A 17670-nucleotide genomic window follows, 5' to 3' on the forward strand; every position below is an offset into this window, starting at 1 on the left:
TGATGATTTTTTTAAGAAATTCTTTTGAGAAGAAAAAAAAATTGTAGATTTGCGTACCATATAACTAAAAAATTAAATATAAATGTTACTAATCATTTCCGTAATTCTGACATGCCTTGTAGCACTAGGCTTAGTTAAGTTGATTGATAAATTTCTGCCAAGTGGTGCTCGACCAGTAGTTTCTATACTTCTTTGGGTTGCTACTTTTTTCTTAGCGTACCTTATTTATGAATCTGTAATGAAGCCTATTCGTTTTGATGAAGCAAAAAACGAGCGTTATAAAGTTGCTGTTCAAACTTTAATTGATCTTAAAAAAGCACAATTAGGGTATAAAAAAGTAAATGGTGAATATGCTGATTCATTTGATAAATTAGTAGCTTTTATTGATAATGGTACATTCGATATCATCACTAGAAAAGATACCACTATTATTGACCGTAAGAAAAACAAAGCTTTTAATTTAACAGTTAACGAAAAAGGTGAAGGTGGTTTCTTTAAAGATACTGTAATCATTAATAAAATTGGAACTGTTTCTGTTAAAGACTCATTATTTAGTGGAAATGACCGTTACAAGCGTTTAAATTCTGTTAAATTTAATGAAATTGAAGTTCCAGTTGAAATGAAAACTGGTTTCGTATATAGAAACGAAACAAAACTTCCTGTTTTAGAAGCTACTATCGATAAAAATGCATTATTAGCTGACTTAGATCAAGATTTGTTAGCTCAAGAAAATAAAGTAGAAGATATTAACGAAATTAACGGAGATAAAGTAATCCTAGGTTCTTTAGTGGACGTAACACTATCTGGAAACTGGCCAAAAAGATATGGTAATAACGACTAACGATATTACAACCAAAAATTATAAAAAGTTGTCCATTCAGGTCTCTCTGAGTGGACTTTCTTTTTGTGTCTTTGATTTAATTTCAAAAAAGGTAATCACTTATCAGAATGTGGATTACATAAAAAGTAATGTAATCGAAGAACAATTATGGAAGGTTTTTACAGATTATACTATACTTTCCAATACTTATGATGAAATTGTAATTTTACATGATAATAGTTTAAACACATTGGTTCCCGATGTGTTATTTGATACTAATTTCATGGGAAGCTATTTGCAATACAATGTAAAAGTGTTTGATACAGACTTTTTTACATTTGATAAAATAGAAAATTACGATATTTCGAATGTATATGTTCCGTATGTAAATATTAACAATTTCTTATTGGACCAATACCATTCTTTTGACTATAAAAACGTAAATTCGATATTAGTAAAGAAAATTTTAGATCATTCGATTGGAAATCCTGAAAAAGAAGTATTTGTTCATATACAAAAAGGACATTTTGAAATTGTAGTGGTTAAAAACCAACAATTATTGCTTTTTAATTCTTTTGAATATACAACTCCAGAAGATTTTATCTATTATATTCTTTTTACTTACGAACAATTGCAAATAAGTCCTGAAACTACCCCAATCTTTCTATTAGGATCAATTGAAGAAACAGATGATTATTTTAAAATGGCTTATAAATTTATAAGAAACTGTAATTTATTTGACACAACTAAATGGACAAGTATTTATGATCAAACTGCTAGCGAAATTCGTACTAATTTCATACTTTTTAATTCATGAGAATAATTTCAGGTAAACATAAAGGAAAAAGAATTCAAGCTCCAAAAAAATTACCCGTACGCCCTACTACAGATATGGCTAAAGAAGCTTTATTTAATATCTTGAATAATTTTTTCAATTTTAGTGGACTCAAAATTCTAGAATTATTTGCAGGTACTGGTAATATTGGCTACGAATTTGCTTCAAGAGGTAGTAATGCAGTAGTTGCTGTAGATGCAGATATGGGTTGTGTCGCTTTTATTAAAAAAACTGCAGCTGAATTAGACTTGGATATTTCAGCAATTAAATCGGATACTTTCAAGTATTTAGAAAGATGTAATGCAAGCTATGACATTATTTTTGCAGATCCTCCTTATGATTTATCACAAGAAGATTTTGAAAAAATTGCGTTACAAATATTTGAAAATAATATATTAGATGAAGAAGGTATGCTTATCATTGAACATTCTAAACATACCAAATTAGATCATCTAATAAATTTTTCTTTCTCTAAAAATTACGGTGGTACCGTTTTTTCCTTTTTTGAATTTGATTTTGACGAAGAAGAAATTGAAAAAGAAGAAAGTGAAGAAGACTTTTAATTACTTAAACTCTTTAACCATTTTTAAAATAGTTTCAATTCCTTTTTGTGTCTCATCTTCATCATCATAATAGAATTTATCATAACTATTATCTAATTTTTCTTCTATAAATAAAGCAATACTTTCTAAAATTGCTTCATCATCAATGGAGAGGATGCGCTTGATTACATCAATTTTTAAATTTTCAGTTTTCATAAGATTTATTTTTTTATAGTTTACTTACCACTTATCTAAAAAGAAACGCTTTCTATATAAGTGTTCTATAAATTTAATTAAAAAAAATATTTTAAATCGATGAAAATCCGTTATTTAACGTATAAATAACATTTTTAAGAAGTCGAAAAATTTAGAAAAAAGCAGACCTATAAGCCGGATTCTGTCTCCCTAAGGAGCCTTATCATTTATCTAGACTAAACATTACTGTTTAGCTCAAGCTGCCTACCCTTCAACATCGAACGAGTAGCTCTTATCTAACCGAAGTTAGAGTTGTTGATATACTTGGCATTTCACCGCATAGAGTTTACCTGGTTTCACTACAGCATTATCTGTACATACTTTCTGTTGCACTTGTCCTCACCTCTCGGCGGATGGGCGTTACCCATTATGCTACTCTTTGGTGTCCGGACTTTCCTCTCCTAAAATTAGGAACGATAAGGCGGTCTGCGCTGCAAACTTACAATAATTTTATTTCTGAAAATAATAAAATCTTTCCTACTTTAACATTACTTTAAATGTTAATGAGCTTAAAATTGATAACTTTATGAAAACTATAAAAAACAAACGCTATGTCAGAAAGATATCATTATGCTTCCGTATCAGAAGCTTTAGAATTATTGAAAGAGAAAGGATACGACTATGATTACAATATCAATGAACAAGAAATTGAACGAAATCCAGATCATTTCGAAATTCATCACGTCTATCGTTATGAAGGAAATACCAATCCTGATGATGAATCTTGGGTGTATGGAATTCAATCAAAAGAAGGTAAAAAAGGTGTATTTGTTAATGGTGCTTCTTCCGATTCTTCGGTTGAAGTAATTAAATTTTTGCATAAATTGGCCATAAAAGGGCAATAAAAAATAAAAAAAGTGAGCTTAAAAGCTCACTTTTTTTATGATTTTACTTCGTATTAGTTGCTGGTGTTAAGGGTCTTGGTATTTTTTCATCCCAATGTGCTCTTTGCGACAACAACCAACTAAAATCTCCCGATAATTGATCTCCCGTTATAAATTTACCATTTTCAATTTTATTGTAAATTCCAGCACTGGAATGGCAGCCCATACAACTTTCTGTTCCAAATATAGTGATGTCACTAGCTGGATTGGCTTCCATTAAATTTGAAGCAGACTGATTTCCGCCTTGAAAAAAGGTTTCCATAGTAATGTTTGTTAGTAAGGCAATATTGGGTTCGCCACCTGGTTTATTGGTAACGGATGCCGGCAATCTATACCCATCTTCCGTATGTGAACTAGGAGGTACATTTTGATTTAAAGGATACTGTGTATCAATTAATTGGTAATACTGAAACACACTATTAACCGATTTAAAATATTTTTGAATTCTCTGATTGATTTGTTGCACACGCACTGGAATATCAACCATTCTTTTGGCTTGGGTTTTCATAATATCAGTATTGGCGAAATATCTGTCGGTAGTATCTCCTGAAATCGTCCAATAATCACCATGATTACCTGTATGATGCGTATAAGTAGTACCACCACTAGTAACGTCTACATTCACCGGGCAAATTTCACACTCTGGATTGGTCAAAGAAGGATGAATAACTGATCTTTTACCTTCTTTTTCAACCACATTTTGATCTAAATTATCGATGTGTTCAAAAGTAGACCACACCCATTGCTTGCCTGTTGGTGTTTTCTGACTAATATGAAATCCAATCATTCCTAATTCTTTCTTGGTTAAGATGCCATTTTCATCAATAACATAACCAAAATTTCTATAGTAGCGCTCTTTATGATCGCTGTCGGTTAATATTTTCCAAGCAAACTTAATTTCCACCGCTCCAAGCTTTGTAGTTGCATAATCACCCGCTGGAAAATTAGCTATCGCCCCATTTTTTGAAAATTCAATTTGACCATTAATGTTGTATAATTTATTGGTAACCAAATAATCAAACTCTTCTTTATTCATTAAAACCTCATAATACACCACATTCCCATTTTGATCAAAAAGCTGACCTGCAAAGGCTTGATCGGTTTCATCAGCAACGTTTTTAGAGTGTATTCTTTTTGTAGGAGTTTCTGAAGATAAAAATACGCGTACTGTATTTTCTTCTATCATGGTCTGATTTAAATTATAACCTGCTTTTACTCTCGGACTTTCCCAAGGTGCGGGTACTCCTCCATCTTTTCGATACACTTGAGCTGCTTCTTTCCAGCCTAACCAAGTAGATTTTCCTTCATCTGTAAAATTCGGCATTGGTTTTCCTTCTTTATCTCTAGGCCAAAAAATGGCAACCATGGCTTTCCAACTGAATTCATTAAAGGCCTCGTTCAATTGGTAAATATCTCCTTCTTTTTTTAATTTATCTTGCAATTCTGGGTTTACATCCACTGGAATGGAGGCAGATAATTCAAATGGCTGTTCTATTTTTTCATAAGGGTCTCCTTTTTTATCACAGGAGAAGAAAAAACTTGCCAAACCTAAGAGTGCAAGCTTAGCTACTAATTTTTGTTGTTTCATGCTAGTTGGTTTTAGTTATATATTAATTTCATGTCTTCTTTTCCAAAAAAGAGTATTGGAAAAGCGGCTTTCTTGTTGGTAAAATTCTTTTCTTTTCTTTTCATATACTTCAAAATCATGGGCTACTAAATTTTGATATTTTCGCAAACCGATACGGTCATTCTTTAAGAAATCTTGGATAGCAAAACTCGCCCATTGACTCATTACTAAGGCTTTATAGATTCCCAAAGAAGAAATCGGGTCATAACTGGAAGCCGCATCGCCCACTGCTAACCAACCTTCTCCAACACACGATTTTAAATATTGGGTTTGAGCAGCTACTAAAAAAGGCGTAGTTGTATCCGATAGTGTTGCTACTCTTGTCGCAGTTATAGTCGTTTGTTGCAATTGGTCTTCAAAATGAGAGGTGACTTTCATTTTCAAATGGGAAGCAATATCAGAATCGGTTAGGTACCCCAAAACTAATTTCTGGTTGGGTAAAGTGGCACTATACCACCAACCATTCGCATCTGTTTCTACCACAATACCTTCTTTTATTTCAGTTGCATTCGCTTGTTTTAAATCATAAAAACGATACACGCCTACCTGTTTGTCCTTTTTTATTTTTTCCGTGCCTTGTAGGGCTGAAAAAGCAGCTTTTTTACCAGTAGCATCTACAACAAAGTGTGTATTCAATAATAAGGTAGTGGATTCCTGATTACATTGCAAAATCCATTCTTCATTTTGCCAAGTGGAATCGATACAACTGGTATTCCAATACACTACTACTCCTTGTTCTTTAGCTTGTTCCATCATAAATTGATCGAAAGCATTTCGGTCTAAATTCCAACCATAACCATAAGGAGAAAAAATATATTCATTGGTATAAACCGTATGGGAACCCCAAACCGATGACGTTCCATAGGAAGAAGAAAAATTACAGGCTAAAAAAGCCTCCCAAATTCCTAAATTTTGAAATTGTTTAGAGGCTTGGGGTGGCAATGTTTCTCCTATTTTAAAAGCGTTTTCTAATGATGCACTACGTTCTATAATAGCAATATGCAAGTCTTTATTGACTTTTTTTAAAGCCAATGCGGTAGCACAACCTGCCACTCCTGCTCCTATTATGATTACATCATACTCCATCCTTATGCTTCATCTTGTTTTACGGCTATCCATTGGGCCACAACACCAGCTGGTGCCGTGGAATCTCCATTAGCTCCTGTTGGATGCGGAATAACTCTTACTATAGTTCCAACTAAAGCCGGTCTTTGATTGACTCCATTTACCCAATTCGGTACAAAATACCCCACATAATTGTAAATCCATTCGGCTCCTCCTACTACTCCTTTGCCTTGAAATTGAACCGTAAAAGGATTGCCATATCCAATGGAACCAGTTAATTTCAATTCCCAACCTGGACCAAATATCAATCCATCAAAGGTTTGCATCGGACCTTCATTAATTTTAATAGTGCCTCGACCAAATTCCAAGCTGTCAAAATCAGCAGTTACATCTGGATTACTTAAAAAACTTCTATATGTCCATAGTCCGGTAAGAACTTCTGGGACGCCATTTATTGTAGTACTCATAGTTTTATTTTTTTGATTTCGAACGGGTATCACCAAGCCCTAAAATGCGGTTTCCTGGTTGTACGGGTTCACCTAAAGCTTCATTATTGCGTTCTACTTGATAAAATTGTTTGTTATTGCCTTCTCCACTCGATACGATGAAACCTAAGTCTTTCCAAGCTTCCACCATTTGTAAATCTCCCGCATTATTATCTGGTATTCCTGAAGCCCAATACACTTGCGGACCATTCAGAGATTCAAATACCACCATAGGTCTATGGGCAGGCCACCAAGGTATATTGTATGCAATTTGCTGTTGCACCGGATCACCCGTTGAATCTGGGTAAATGGTATTCCAATTTTCATAGGTAACATCTACATTTTGATCGGTACACTCATGGAAATCAGCTTGCCAAGGCACGCCAATATATTTGGTTAAATCTCCAGGTTCTAAACCCGCTTTTAGATTAGGAGCCGTACTGCCGTCTTTATCTGCAATTGGTTTGGGGATACTTAAAGCCCCTGGAACATAGGTTGCATGTTTGATACGATACGGTTCACTATAAATAGCCGGATTTTTCATAATCCATGTCATTTCTGCACCCGGACAGAAAGCACCTCCAACGGCATTTCCTAAAACGCCTCTATCGATACCAATTCCTGTTGTAGGTGGTAATGCCCAAGGATTTGAACAATTAGGGTTGCCTTCCTCCCATTCCTGACATTCATTGACGAATTTACCAGCTGCCCATTGTCTTAAAAAGAACAATTGGGTAGGTCGCATCGCTAAAAACTTATCGGGCGAAACATTGGTTAACGGATTATTACCACACAACATCGGCATTAAACGAGGCTTGTTTGCTGATTTTGCATTGCCTTCCACGGTATATGCATTGGTTTGCGAACTTTTTCTCATGATACCCAATACAAATTGGCGCAACTTGAAATTAGGATCTTCCCCATTTTGTGGGGGTTGTGATAACGCAGCCTGACTTAAATTACCGCCCGTACCTCTATTGTGAGGATCACCTCCATCACTGGGGTCAAATACCATCGTAAACGTGGTTTGTTCGTAAGGCCTTCTTAAAATAGGCCAAATATCTCTATAGAATTTAGGATAATAATCGGGATTAAAACGCGCCGCATTTTTCCATAAATCCAATTCTTCTTGGGTTGTAGGACTATTATTTTCAATAGTAAAAGGTGGCACCCCAAAAAGCCTTGGTTCGTAAGCCATGTTGCGTACAAAAATATCGTACATGGTTTCGTCCATGGTAATCATATCTTCCAGTTCTGGTGCATATCTGGGATAACCCACCACTACCCAAGCTGGAACTTGAACTTCCATAGTGGCTTTGGTTTTGGTTTTGATCTCTTTATCACCATCATAGCTAATGTTGATAAACGTATATTCTATTTTTGCCGTAACTGGTCCATCAGAAATATCATCAAACCAACCGTCGTTATTCACAAAATTATCTATTACAGGAGTTTTGGTAGAACCCGAATTTCCATTACCACCCAAGACTAACAAGCGAATGTTTTTATCTTGTTCGTTGACCAAAACACTCCCCAAAGTCTCAATCGAATTGGGTTTTATATCTGCTGGTGGAAAGGTTTGCGGATAGGCTACTTTTTTATTTTTACTGTTGTCATTTCTTTTACTTTCCGAACCAAATTTAGCAAAAGCACCTTGATTGTTCTTTAAGTTCACCGTTACAGGTCCGGGATCGATAATCAATTGTCTTCTTAAATCGGGTTGGGTAACTTCAGGATTACGCAACGGATGATCAGGTGCATAACCGTGTTGGCCATTGGTCTCCTGAAACTCATACCATGAAGCCTTTTTATTCGCTAAATGTACGGTCCAATCAATATCAGTTACGGTTCCTTCCACTATTCTTGGAGCGGTTACTGCCGTTTGATAAATAAAATTATATTTACCTCCTACTTGAATCTCTTTGCCTTCGCTATCGCCTTCATCTGCATAAGCAAAAACACGAAAACGAGCGGCTTGCTTTTTGATTTTTGATAAATCGTTATCGTCTTTAAAGGAAGAAACACGTACCGGATTTCCATTGGCATCTTGTTTTTCTTTACCCGATGTATCACACGCAATAGGCAAAGTACCTGGTTGTTCAGGAGCGATGTAAAATTGGTCTGAATTCCCTAATCTCGCAATTCCGATACTAGGATGTATTTTGAATGTCGTATATGATTTGCTCATTTGTTTTGTTTTTTTAATCCATAAAATTTAATGAAACGCCTTCTATGAATACCGCATTTTCTACTGGTTTTCCGTTTAAGCCTACGATTACCAATTGCACGGTAATGTTTTTCGCTCCATTATTTAAAACACGTTGTACCGCATCAGTAGCATCGATTTTATAATTTCGAGGTTCGTGATTGTGCAACGGTCTTCTATCGAATGTACGCGTATTGGGTAAGGGTAAATTACAATGTCCCGGACCACCAAAACAACTGCCGTTAAAGGTAGAAAAGGCTTCTACAAAATTAGGGTTATCGGTAATAGGCGTGTCTACAGAAGCATCAGGTGTGTTTAAGAAAACACGAATACTGGCATTTTGTAAATTCCCCATTTGAACACGGTGCAATACAATTTCCGCTTTGCGGTGTGCTTGTAAAGTGGTTTGTGAGACTTGTGCAGGAGCTGCTTTAAATTGGGTTAAACCCACCGCATTAGAAACCGGATAAAACACGGAATCTCTCATATAGGTATAGCCTAATTTCTGAATGCTCATTGCTTCTTTAACCGTTAAGGTCCAAGGTGCCATAACCGCATCCATTTCAAGTGGTGTACCAGTATGTTGTTCTTGCCATTTGGCCCAAATTCGGTCTACGTTAGAATGATGTCCCCAAAACAACGGATCAAACGCGGTAGTACGATTATCGGTCATCCAACCGTAAATAGGATTGTCTAAATTTTGTGGATCTGGAGTTAGGTTTAATTTTTGGTATATCTTAACCCAATCTTTGTTATTATCAGGATAATTCGGATTGGTTCCTCCTGAAAAATTATGCATGCCATTGTGGACTTTTTCCAAAGCTCCAAAATAGTGGTCGTAAGCCGAACCACCACCCATATCGGCAAAGTTATTAATGTCTAAAATTAAGGCAATATCGTCTTTGGTTGGGTATTGTGAAATGGCAGCTGTACCATTTAAAGAACCGGGCCATCTATTTGGGAACCATAAGGGATTGACTTCTTTTAAAACGGTATACAAGGCATTGATTTTGGGTGACCAAATCGCAACATTATTCTGATTGATAATTTCATAATCGATGCCCGCTGCTTTTAAGAAACGCAATCCCGAATTGAAAATAGTGCCTTTTTTGGTTAACGAAGCCAATGCGGTGGTTTCTTTGGGTGAAAACAATAACGAACCGTCAGCGGCTTTCATCGTACTTAGTTTTTCAAACCCTTTGGCAGTTAAAAAACAACCGTATGCATCGGGAATGACTCCTAAATCGAATTGCGAATTGTTAAACGTATTCGTATTTACATCCGCATAATCGGTCCAAGACCAATACGGCAATGATATGTTGGGGTTGTAATCTTGTAATTTTTGTTCGAAGAAATACAAATACAAACGGTGCCAAGGTAAGAATTGCTCCCAACCGTGCTGACACGAATTGGTGTGAATACGTGCCCAATAATCGAAACTTCTATCGTCTTGCCAATAGTCGTTGTATTGATTCATGCAATTAATGGCTTCACGAAAAGTTTCCAATTCTTCAGCAGTTAACGAACTCACCTCTTTACGAACGGTTAAGCCATTCACGCTGGCTTTACTTTCGTTAGTAGGTGCTTGCGCTTGTGCATGCAACATTTCACCACGAGCTAAAGCCACTAAATTGCTCACTTTGGCTGTGGAAACCATTTGCAGTTTATTCGTTTGCTCCTCTTCTAACGTCAACGGGCAACCCGAATCGATCCAATTGGCAATAAACTGAATTTGTTCAGCAGTAGCTTCATTGGTTGTGTCCCATAACAATTTAGGAAACATACTTCCATCGAAAGGATATTGGCCTTTTAAACCGATGATAATACCCGATTGGTCGCTTCTTTTCACTGTTGGAAAAGCACCACCTCCACCACTACTGCCACCCGAAGGCCAACAATCAGTAGTTACTTTAGGAGCCGCTAAGTTAGCCGAAGAAGTCAGTTTAGGTTGACTATCGATAGGTGCCGTTGCGGTTTCTTGAGAACCACAGCAGCCTTCTGTTTTTACGGGACTCATAGTTTTATCGGGTGCATGGGTTGCGGGAGCACTACTACCACAACATCCTGAAGCCGTCGTTTGGGTCGTAAGCCCGTCTTGAGGAGCAATTAAGCGTTGCCCATACAAAGACGCATTGAGGAATACCTCTGGATTTTGCCAGAAGGCATACAGGCCTTGATAACTGGGAATGGTATTTCCTTGTAAAGTATCTAAAATAGAAACCACCTGGTCATACATTGCCTTTTGATTTTTGGTACTAGCCATATTCGGGTTGTTTATTGTTTGATTAGTTTACCCAAAGTAACAAAGAATACTGCAGGCATTTATAGGTAGAAATACCTGTTTTTTTTTGAGTTGTTGGTTGTGAGTTGTTGGTTGTGGGTTGTTGGTTTAATTTGATATTGACATTGAAATTGATATTGACATTGAAATTGCGATTAAAACACCTTGCAATTAACTTAAATGGTTTTACAAAACTTTTTTAATCGTTTGTAAGTAGAAAAATAATATATTTGAAAAACGCTAGTTTGTAGCGCCTATACACCCAATATTAGGTAGATTGGCGCTAGGTAGTAGCGTATATATACTAGTTAGCGGTTATTTTTACCGCAACGTCTGAAAATAGAACTAATAAAACAGAAATTGAGAATATTAATTGACACAAACATTCTGATTAATCTTGAAGACAATAGAGTCATCAATAAACAGTTTTCAGAATTTTACAGATTAGCAATTACTAATAATTGTCAAGTTTTATATCATCCAAAAGCTATTCCTGTTGATATTAGTCGTGACAAAAATTCTGATCGAAAAGAAATAATAAAGTCTAAACTTGATAAATACGAAAAGTTAAAAGACTATACTGAACCAACGACAGAGTTCAAAAAACATATTGGTGAAAAAAAAGTTAATGACGAAATCGATAATAAACAACTTTATCAATTATCGAAAGGCTATGTAGACGTTTTAGTAACTCAAGATAAAGGAATTCATATAAATGCTAAAAAAATTGGCATTCAAGATAAAGTTTTAGACATTGAACAAATTCTAACTTTACTCGAAGAACAATTCACTATTAAAATCCCAAGCCATCCAATCCTCAAAGAGCATAGCATTAGGGAAATTGAAAATAAATTTAATTCAAGTTTTTTTGACAGCTTACGGGAGGATTATGGTGTAAAAGAATTTAATCTTTGGTTAGAAAAATGCGCAAGCAAAAACAGAAAATGCTATTCTTTAATAGTTGAAGATGAATTACAAGCAATCCTAATTTACAATTTAGAAACTGTTGAAGAACATCAATTAGAAAACATCTATGAAAAAGCATTAAAAATATGTACTTTCAAAGTTTCTGACACAGCATTTGGAATAAAACTTGGAGAATTATTTCTTCACAAAATGTTTGAATATTGTATTAATCAAAAATTAAATTTCTTATATCTAACAGTTTACGAAAAACAAAATCATTTAATCAAACTATTAGAAACTTTCGGTTTCTATAAAGTTGAATTTATGAATAAACAAGGATTATTAGAAATTCAAATGATTAAATGTTTGGACAAAAAGAAATTAGTATCAAATGAAAATACTATAAATAATCATCCTTTTTATTTTGACAGCAAAAAAATCTCAAAGTTTGCAATTCCAATAAGACCAGATTATTATGAAAAACTTTTCAAAGATGGAAAACTTCGTGTTCCAACTTTGTTTGACACTTCACCAGATAGTGTTAATGAAATTCAAGGGAATACAATCATAAAAGCTTACATATCAAATTCTAAAATTAAAAACCTTAAAAAAGGGGATTTACTTTTCTTCTATTCTTCAAAAACAAATCAAGAAATTGAACCTGTAGGAATTCTAGAAACTATACAAATAGTAAAAGATTTCGATGAACTATGGAACTTAGTTGGCAAAAAGACTGTATTTTCGCAACAAGATTTATTAAAGAAACTAGATGAGAAGAAGGAATTGAACGTAATTACATTCAGGCTAATAACTTACTTAAAAAAGAAAGTAAAATTGGCGAAAATAAAAGAAATCGAAAGTTTCAAAAATAAAATACAAACTATTACAAGAATATCAGAAACCGATTATCAAGAACTGAAAAATGAAGGATACTTTGACAAGCGTTATATTATCGATTAAACCAATTTACGCACAAGCAATAATTGAAGGAACGAAAAAAGTAGAATTTCGTAAAAAAATTTTCAAACGAGAAGTTGAAAAAATTTTTATTTATTCTTCAACGCCAAAGAAAATGATGATTGGTTATTTTACAATATTAGACATTGTTGAAGATACACCAATAAATTTGTGGAATGAGTTTAAAGAAGTTGGAGGTATATCTGAAAAAGACTTTTTTGAATATTACAAAAATGTTGAAAAAGGTTTTTCGATTAAAATAAATGAAGTCGTAAAATTTGAAAAAGAAATTGATCCAGAAGATTTTATTGAAGAATTTTGTGCTCCACAATCATATATATATATTGAAGAAAAAACGACTGCTAACAGCGGTTTTAAGAAATTGGGAGTTTAGGCAAAATTTAAAGGTAATTTTATATATTTGACTTTAGTCCTAATGGAATGGTTTGGGAACAAAAATCCCCAACTTCTTAAAGCCGGCGGGACGTTAGCGGCAAGCTTAAACCGATAAGAATGATTAAAAATATTATCATTACTATTTCTCTTCTTTTAATCTCATGTTCGAAAGACAAACATAAGATTGAAATATACACATCACCTTATAGATTCAACAATCTAGAAGGAATTCAATTATCGAAACACTTTGAAAATGAGATTAAAAATGATGCTGATTTTTTAAGAAAATTTGGCGCTAATACAACTTTTGATACTTTAAACAATGATATTATTTTTGCCGGGAAATTCAATTTTGTCAGTACTAAATTAAATAAAGAACCGACGATATCAGACGAAGAAATCTTGATGTTAGATTTAGACAAAAACGAAATTATTTTTTCTGAAGCAGGTAGAAAACAACTAAGTAAACTAAAAGAAAGTTTATATGGTATTCAATTCATTATGACTGACAATAAAAAACCAATAATGACAGGTTACTTATGGAATGATTTTTCACCTTATTGGTCTAATTGGAATACTATTTCTTACTCCACAGATTTTAAGAAAAAAAAGAAAAATAGAATTTTTAAAGGAATTGGAAGACAAGATTTATTGGGACAACCTATAAATTTCTCAAATTATACAGATCTTTTGATTGCATTTAAAGAATCTAATCGCTTAAAAGAAAAAGCTAGCCGCTAACAGTGGTTTTGCTAGATTGCGAAAAATGTGCAAAAAATCACATTTTTCTCTCGTAAGAAATTATATCTTTAACAGAAAATAATCGGTTCCGAAGCTCGCAACCTCGCCATGTGCCTGAACGTTATGCTTCATTTTGGTCGAACGAAACGAAAATCAACGATAATGGAATTTCACGAAAAATATCAAATTGAAATTTATGTAGACGAAACTTATAAAAGCGGTTCTGCAGACAACTTAAATAAATATGATTTTGAATATTTTAGCGAAACAAAATATCAATTAACCACTCAAATTGGAATAAAAGTTCTTGAAAATGCAGAAACAATTTATAGTGCAATTATTGGTTCTGAAGGTGGCGCAACAGGTATATTCGAAAACTCAGTAATTATAGAAGAAGATAAAGTTCTAATTTGCTGTTCAGATTCAGTATTTTGTCTCTCGCTCCCTGAGTTAAAAATTTTATGGAAAACAAAAACAGACGAAATTACTTGTTTTGGACTTTATAAAAAAGATGATTTTTATATTGTGCATGGAGAATTAGCAATTTCAAAATTAAACAATCAAGGTAAAATTCTTTGGCAAAATGGTGGCGCAGATATTTTCGTAACGATAAGTGGAGAAAATGATTTTGAAATGACCAAAAAACTTATAATTGCAAAAGATTGGAATAACAAAATCTATAAATTTGATTTTGACGGCAATGAATTTACAGATATGCAACAATTTAAATTATAAAAACCAACGCCCAACATTCGTTTTTAGCAATTACTAAACTCTTTCAAAGAACTCCTTTCCTAAAACATCTCATTTTTACCCCAATAACCTAAAATTTTACCTCAAGGACTTAAAAGTTTAAGTAGCACACCTAAAATTTTATGTCTGGGACTTAAAATTTTAAGTAGGGAGACGTAAAATTTTATCTCAACAACATAAAATTTTAAGTCGGGAACATAAAATTTTAACCTCGACACATAAAATTTTATGTTTTTTCATGCATTTAACATATTTATAACACATTTCATACCATTTGTGGCATATCATTTGTAAATAGTTTCTTATAACAAATAAATAGTACAAATATGTCATTAAACAATTTAGGAGTATACCATCTTACTCCAGCACAGAAACAAGCTATTGACGATGCTTTGGCGAGCATTGAAGCAAATTTAACTTCGGTTACTCAAAACTTATCTAATGAAGAGCGTCAGAAATTTGGTAGCATTAAAGAAACCAATAAGTTATTGGTAAACAAATGCCGCGAATTTCAACAAACCCAAAGTAGCTTGGCTTCTCCCGATGTGGATTGGGTAGAATTTGAAGCCGATTTTCAAGATCGTCTTTTTGCCGATACCCGTTTAGACCGTTTGGCAACGATTACACGCATGTTGAGTGACTTTAAAATTGTACACGATTACGACAATTACCAAGATGCCCTCACCGATTATGATTTTAGTAAATACAAATCCACAACTAAAACGCCTGGTTTTACTGGAAAAGTAGACGAACTGAGACAGTTCTTCCCAAATACAAGTGCCAGCAGTACATTGGTTACCAAAAATAATCCTACTACCGAATAAGGGTAGTTTTTAAATAATCCTATTTACTAGTTTGTTGTTGAATTATTTGTAAAAGAGTGTCGTAAAGGCACTCTTTTTTTGTTTACAAACTCGTGTTTTAATTCTTAGTTTTGTGGGAAAAGAATCTTTAAACCTTATACATGGAAATAGCAGAATTTGAAAAGAATTTAACGCTCTCTACTGACTACTTGAATAGTACTATTGAATTGAATGATAAAATTAAGAGTTATGAAGCGCTGGGAATAAAAACTCCAACCATTATCCAAGAAACATTAATTGATATTAATATTAGTGCCAATTTAGTGTATGTTTATACTGATTGCATTGCCATTGGAAAATCTTTTAATACAAGTAATCTGTTCTTATATCAACTATTTTTTATAAAATCTATCATTAGAACGGTTCATGAAGGTTTCAGAATTATTAAAAAATATGAAACTCGTTTTTTTATTGAAGACTTAGAAAATGATAAGGTAAAAGAAGTAACAAACTTGCGTAAAGTTTTTAAAAAGAAGTTCAATTTGGAGATAATTCAGGAAAATAGAAATAAAATAGGTTCTCATTATCCAGAAGATTTTATGGAGCATTACAATACAATTAAGAATATTGATGTAAAATTGACTTTAGAAATGTTTTTTGCTTTTTTGCTTATAATTACTAAAATAAATGATTATCTTATTTTTGAAAGATTTTCCCATGCAAAATTAAATCAAGTTTTTGCTCCCTACTTCAAAGATGTGGAAGAAAAGTTAACGATTTTAGGGAATCAAGAGAATTCATAAATTTCTCTTATTATCCTTTATGCATTATAAAAGTGAATAACTACTCCAGTAAGTATACTAATCCGATGCTGCATAAAATGGTTTGGTATATTTGTTTGAGTTTACTCTTACTTTACTTAAAAGAAAGTAAGACCGAAAACATAGATTTTGAAACCAAAGACTAAATATGAACTTAAGATCCAAGCAATTTCTAATTGTACTTATATTTCTTGTAACAGTGACTATTCTACGAGAAAGTGGAATTTTGAATATCAATTTTTTCACTTCAGAAATAACAGCTAATACGAAACTTAATTTAGTAAGCAATGAAGAGATAATGTCTGTTGAAAAATCGGGTTTAGATTCGATTAAAGGCGGAGAAAGTTATCAAGATTTACGTATAAAAATAGTTGCCATTACATCAGATTCAGCCAATAATGATTTTGATTTTGTTATCAAAGAGCAATTAATACCCACTTCTTTTATTCCTTTACATGCTAACCTAAATTATAAAATTACTGCAACAATAGATGATGAAGTTCGTATCTATAAAACAGATATAGAGCAAATTCATCTTTTAAAAAATGCAATTAAAGGTAAAATTACTGTTGAAGGTCAATTTAAAAGCACAGGTTTAGTATCCAATTACGAAATTAAAAATCTGATTTTCAAAAAGTTTACAGCATCTATACATCAAGAATTTAAAAAGTATCTTGAAGCTCATAAAATACCCTTAACAGTGGTTGAGTAAATAGCTACTTTTATAAATAAAGTATCTTTACTTGTTCATTGGAAAAACCTATCTTAGTCAGAAATTATAGTTATCCATACATATTGGTCAAGCCTTAGAACATTACTAATAAACAACACATAAATACAAAATTAAACACTTTACTTGAGTCAAAACATGAAACCAACATACTATTTATCTATAATATTATTCCTAGCTTTTTGGAGTTGTGAATCTAGAGACGAAAGCCTTAAAACAAATTGGAAATATCAGGAAGGAAAACATTTTGGTGACTTTCTACACTTTGAAAATGAAAATATTAAAATTCAAGGGGATACTATTTTTATAAATTCCATTCCGTTTGCGATAATTGAAGAATTTGACAGGACATTTTTCCCTGGAAGTGAAAATAAGTTACAACTTAAAACTATTGAAACTGGAGAATTCGGTTTTTATACCGATAAAGGAAAATAATACTAGTCACAAATTCACTTTTTAACAATTACTAGGCTTGTTCATCCTAATTTTCTTTGATTAGTTTTCACTTTATATATAAATCCTAAAAAATCCTAAATGCATTTTTTTACTTGTCATCTTTTGTT

Annotated in this window: 18 protein-coding genes and 1 other RNA gene; 12 read left to right on the forward strand and 7 right to left on the reverse strand. The window is 33.2% G+C overall.

Features of this window, described 5'->3' with window-relative positions:
• Window positions 1-82: 82 nt before the first annotated feature.
• From FHG05_RS04135 to FHG05_RS04145, 3 genes are read left to right on the forward strand one after another with little or no spacing between them, the layout of a single operon-like run.
• On the forward strand, window positions 83-841 hold the full coding sequence (locus FHG05_RS04135; RefSeq protein ID WP_140996747.1) for a hypothetical protein: 759 nt from the start codon (window positions 83-85) through the stop codon (window positions 839-841).
• On the forward strand, window positions 825-1637 hold the full coding sequence (locus FHG05_RS04140; RefSeq protein ID WP_140996748.1) for a DUF3822 family protein: 813 nt from the start codon (window positions 825-827) through the stop codon (window positions 1635-1637). Before FHG05_RS04135 ends, FHG05_RS04140 begins: the two co-directional genes overlap by 17 nt.
• The gene (locus FHG05_RS04145) at window positions 1634-2218 is read left to right on the forward strand and encodes an RsmD family RNA methyltransferase (RefSeq protein WP_140996749.1); all 585 of its coding nucleotides are present in this window, start codon (window positions 1634-1636) and stop codon (window positions 2216-2218) included. Before FHG05_RS04140 ends, FHG05_RS04145 begins: the two co-directional genes overlap by 4 nt.
• On the opposite strand, the gene FHG05_RS04150 is transcribed toward FHG05_RS04145, so the two are convergent.
• A complete protein-coding gene (locus FHG05_RS04150) occupies window positions 2219-2413 on the reverse strand; it encodes a hypothetical protein (RefSeq protein ID WP_140996750.1) in 195 nt (64 codons plus the stop codon).
• Window positions 2414-2567: 154 nt separating this feature from the next.
• Window positions 2568-2885, reverse strand: an RNA gene (rnpB, locus tag FHG05_RS04155) — RNase P RNA component class A.
• Window positions 2886-3003: 118 nt separating this feature from the next.
• Here rnpB and FHG05_RS04160 point away from each other — a divergent pair.
• Entirely contained in the window at window positions 3004-3297 is a 294-nt protein-coding gene (locus FHG05_RS04160; RefSeq protein WP_140996751.1) for a hypothetical protein, read from the forward strand.
• 43 nt (window positions 3298-3340) lie between these two features.
• On the opposite strand, the gene FHG05_RS04165 is transcribed toward FHG05_RS04160, so the two are convergent.
• The 5 genes from FHG05_RS04165 to FHG05_RS04185 are packed head-to-tail and all read right to left on the reverse strand — an operon-like array spanning window position 3341 to window position 10982.
• Window positions 3341-4924 (reverse strand): hypothetical protein, encoded by a 1584-nt coding sequence (locus FHG05_RS04165; RefSeq protein WP_140996752.1) that lies wholly within the window; start codon window positions 4922-4924, stop codon window positions 3341-3343.
• A 15-nt stretch (window positions 4925-4939) separates the two neighbouring features.
• The gene (locus FHG05_RS04170) at window positions 4940-6049 is read right to left on the reverse strand and encodes an NAD(P)/FAD-dependent oxidoreductase (protein ID WP_140996753.1); all 1110 of its coding nucleotides are present in this window, start codon (window positions 6047-6049) and stop codon (window positions 4940-4942) included.
• A 2-nt stretch (window positions 6050-6051) separates the two neighbouring features.
• Window positions 6052-6495, reverse strand: coding sequence for a hypothetical protein (locus tag FHG05_RS04175; protein WP_140996754.1), 444 nt, complete (start codon window positions 6493-6495; stop codon window positions 6052-6054).
• Window positions 6496-6499: 4 nt separating this feature from the next.
• A complete protein-coding gene (locus FHG05_RS04180) occupies window positions 6500-8701 on the reverse strand; it encodes a LodA/GoxA family CTQ-dependent oxidase (RefSeq protein ID WP_140996755.1) in 2202 nt (733 codons plus the stop codon).
• Between the two features lie 13 nt (window positions 8702-8714).
• Window positions 8715-10982 carry a tyrosinase family protein gene (locus FHG05_RS04185; RefSeq protein WP_140996756.1) on the reverse strand — a complete coding sequence of 756 codons (2268 nt, stop codon included), beginning with the start codon at window positions 10980-10982 and terminating at the stop codon, window positions 8715-8717.
• Window positions 10983-11360: 378 nt separating this feature from the next.
• On the opposite strand from FHG05_RS04185, the gene FHG05_RS04190 reads away from it, so the two are divergent.
• The 8 genes from FHG05_RS04190 to FHG05_RS04225 all read left to right on the forward strand — a co-directional run bounded on the left by FHG05_RS04190 (window position 11361) and on the right by FHG05_RS04225 (window position 17542).
• The gene (locus FHG05_RS04190) at window positions 11361-12866 is read left to right on the forward strand and encodes an EVE domain-containing protein (RefSeq protein ID WP_140996757.1); all 1506 of its coding nucleotides are present in this window, start codon (window positions 11361-11363) and stop codon (window positions 12864-12866) included.
• Window positions 12841-13257, forward strand: a complete 417-nt coding sequence (locus tag FHG05_RS04195) for an ASCH domain-containing protein (RefSeq protein ID WP_198172261.1) — start codon at window positions 12841-12843, stop codon at window positions 13255-13257. The genes FHG05_RS04190 and FHG05_RS04195 overlap by 26 nt, the downstream gene beginning before the upstream one ends.
• Before the next feature lie 119 nt (window positions 13258-13376).
• Window positions 13377-14000, forward strand: a complete 624-nt coding sequence (locus FHG05_RS04200; protein WP_140996759.1) for a hypothetical protein — start codon at window positions 13377-13379, stop codon at window positions 13998-14000.
• 162 nt (window positions 14001-14162) lie between these two features.
• Window positions 14163-14735: a hypothetical protein gene (locus FHG05_RS04205; protein WP_140996760.1), complete on the forward strand. Its 573-nt coding sequence runs from the start codon at window positions 14163-14165 to the stop codon at window positions 14733-14735.
• A gap of 344 nt (window positions 14736-15079) precedes the next feature.
• The gene (locus FHG05_RS04210; protein WP_140996761.1) at window positions 15080-15577 is read left to right on the forward strand and encodes a hypothetical protein; all 498 of its coding nucleotides are present in this window, start codon (window positions 15080-15082) and stop codon (window positions 15575-15577) included.
• A gap of 140 nt (window positions 15578-15717) precedes the next feature.
• Window positions 15718-16359 (forward strand): hypothetical protein, encoded by a 642-nt coding sequence (locus tag FHG05_RS04215; RefSeq protein ID WP_140996762.1) that lies wholly within the window; start codon window positions 15718-15720, stop codon window positions 16357-16359.
• A gap of 166 nt (window positions 16360-16525) precedes the next feature.
• Window positions 16526-17089, forward strand: a complete 564-nt coding sequence (locus FHG05_RS04220; RefSeq protein WP_140996763.1) for a hypothetical protein — start codon at window positions 16526-16528, stop codon at window positions 17087-17089.
• A gap of 156 nt (window positions 17090-17245) precedes the next feature.
• On the forward strand, window positions 17246-17542 hold the full coding sequence (locus FHG05_RS04225) for a hypothetical protein (RefSeq protein ID WP_140996764.1): 297 nt from the start codon (window positions 17246-17248) through the stop codon (window positions 17540-17542).
• Window positions 17543-17670: the final 128 nt, after the last annotated feature.

Source organism: Flavobacterium profundi (assembly GCF_006491645.1).
GTDB classification, from domain to species: domain Bacteria; phylum Bacteroidota; class Bacteroidia; order Flavobacteriales; family Flavobacteriaceae; genus Flavobacterium; species Flavobacterium profundi.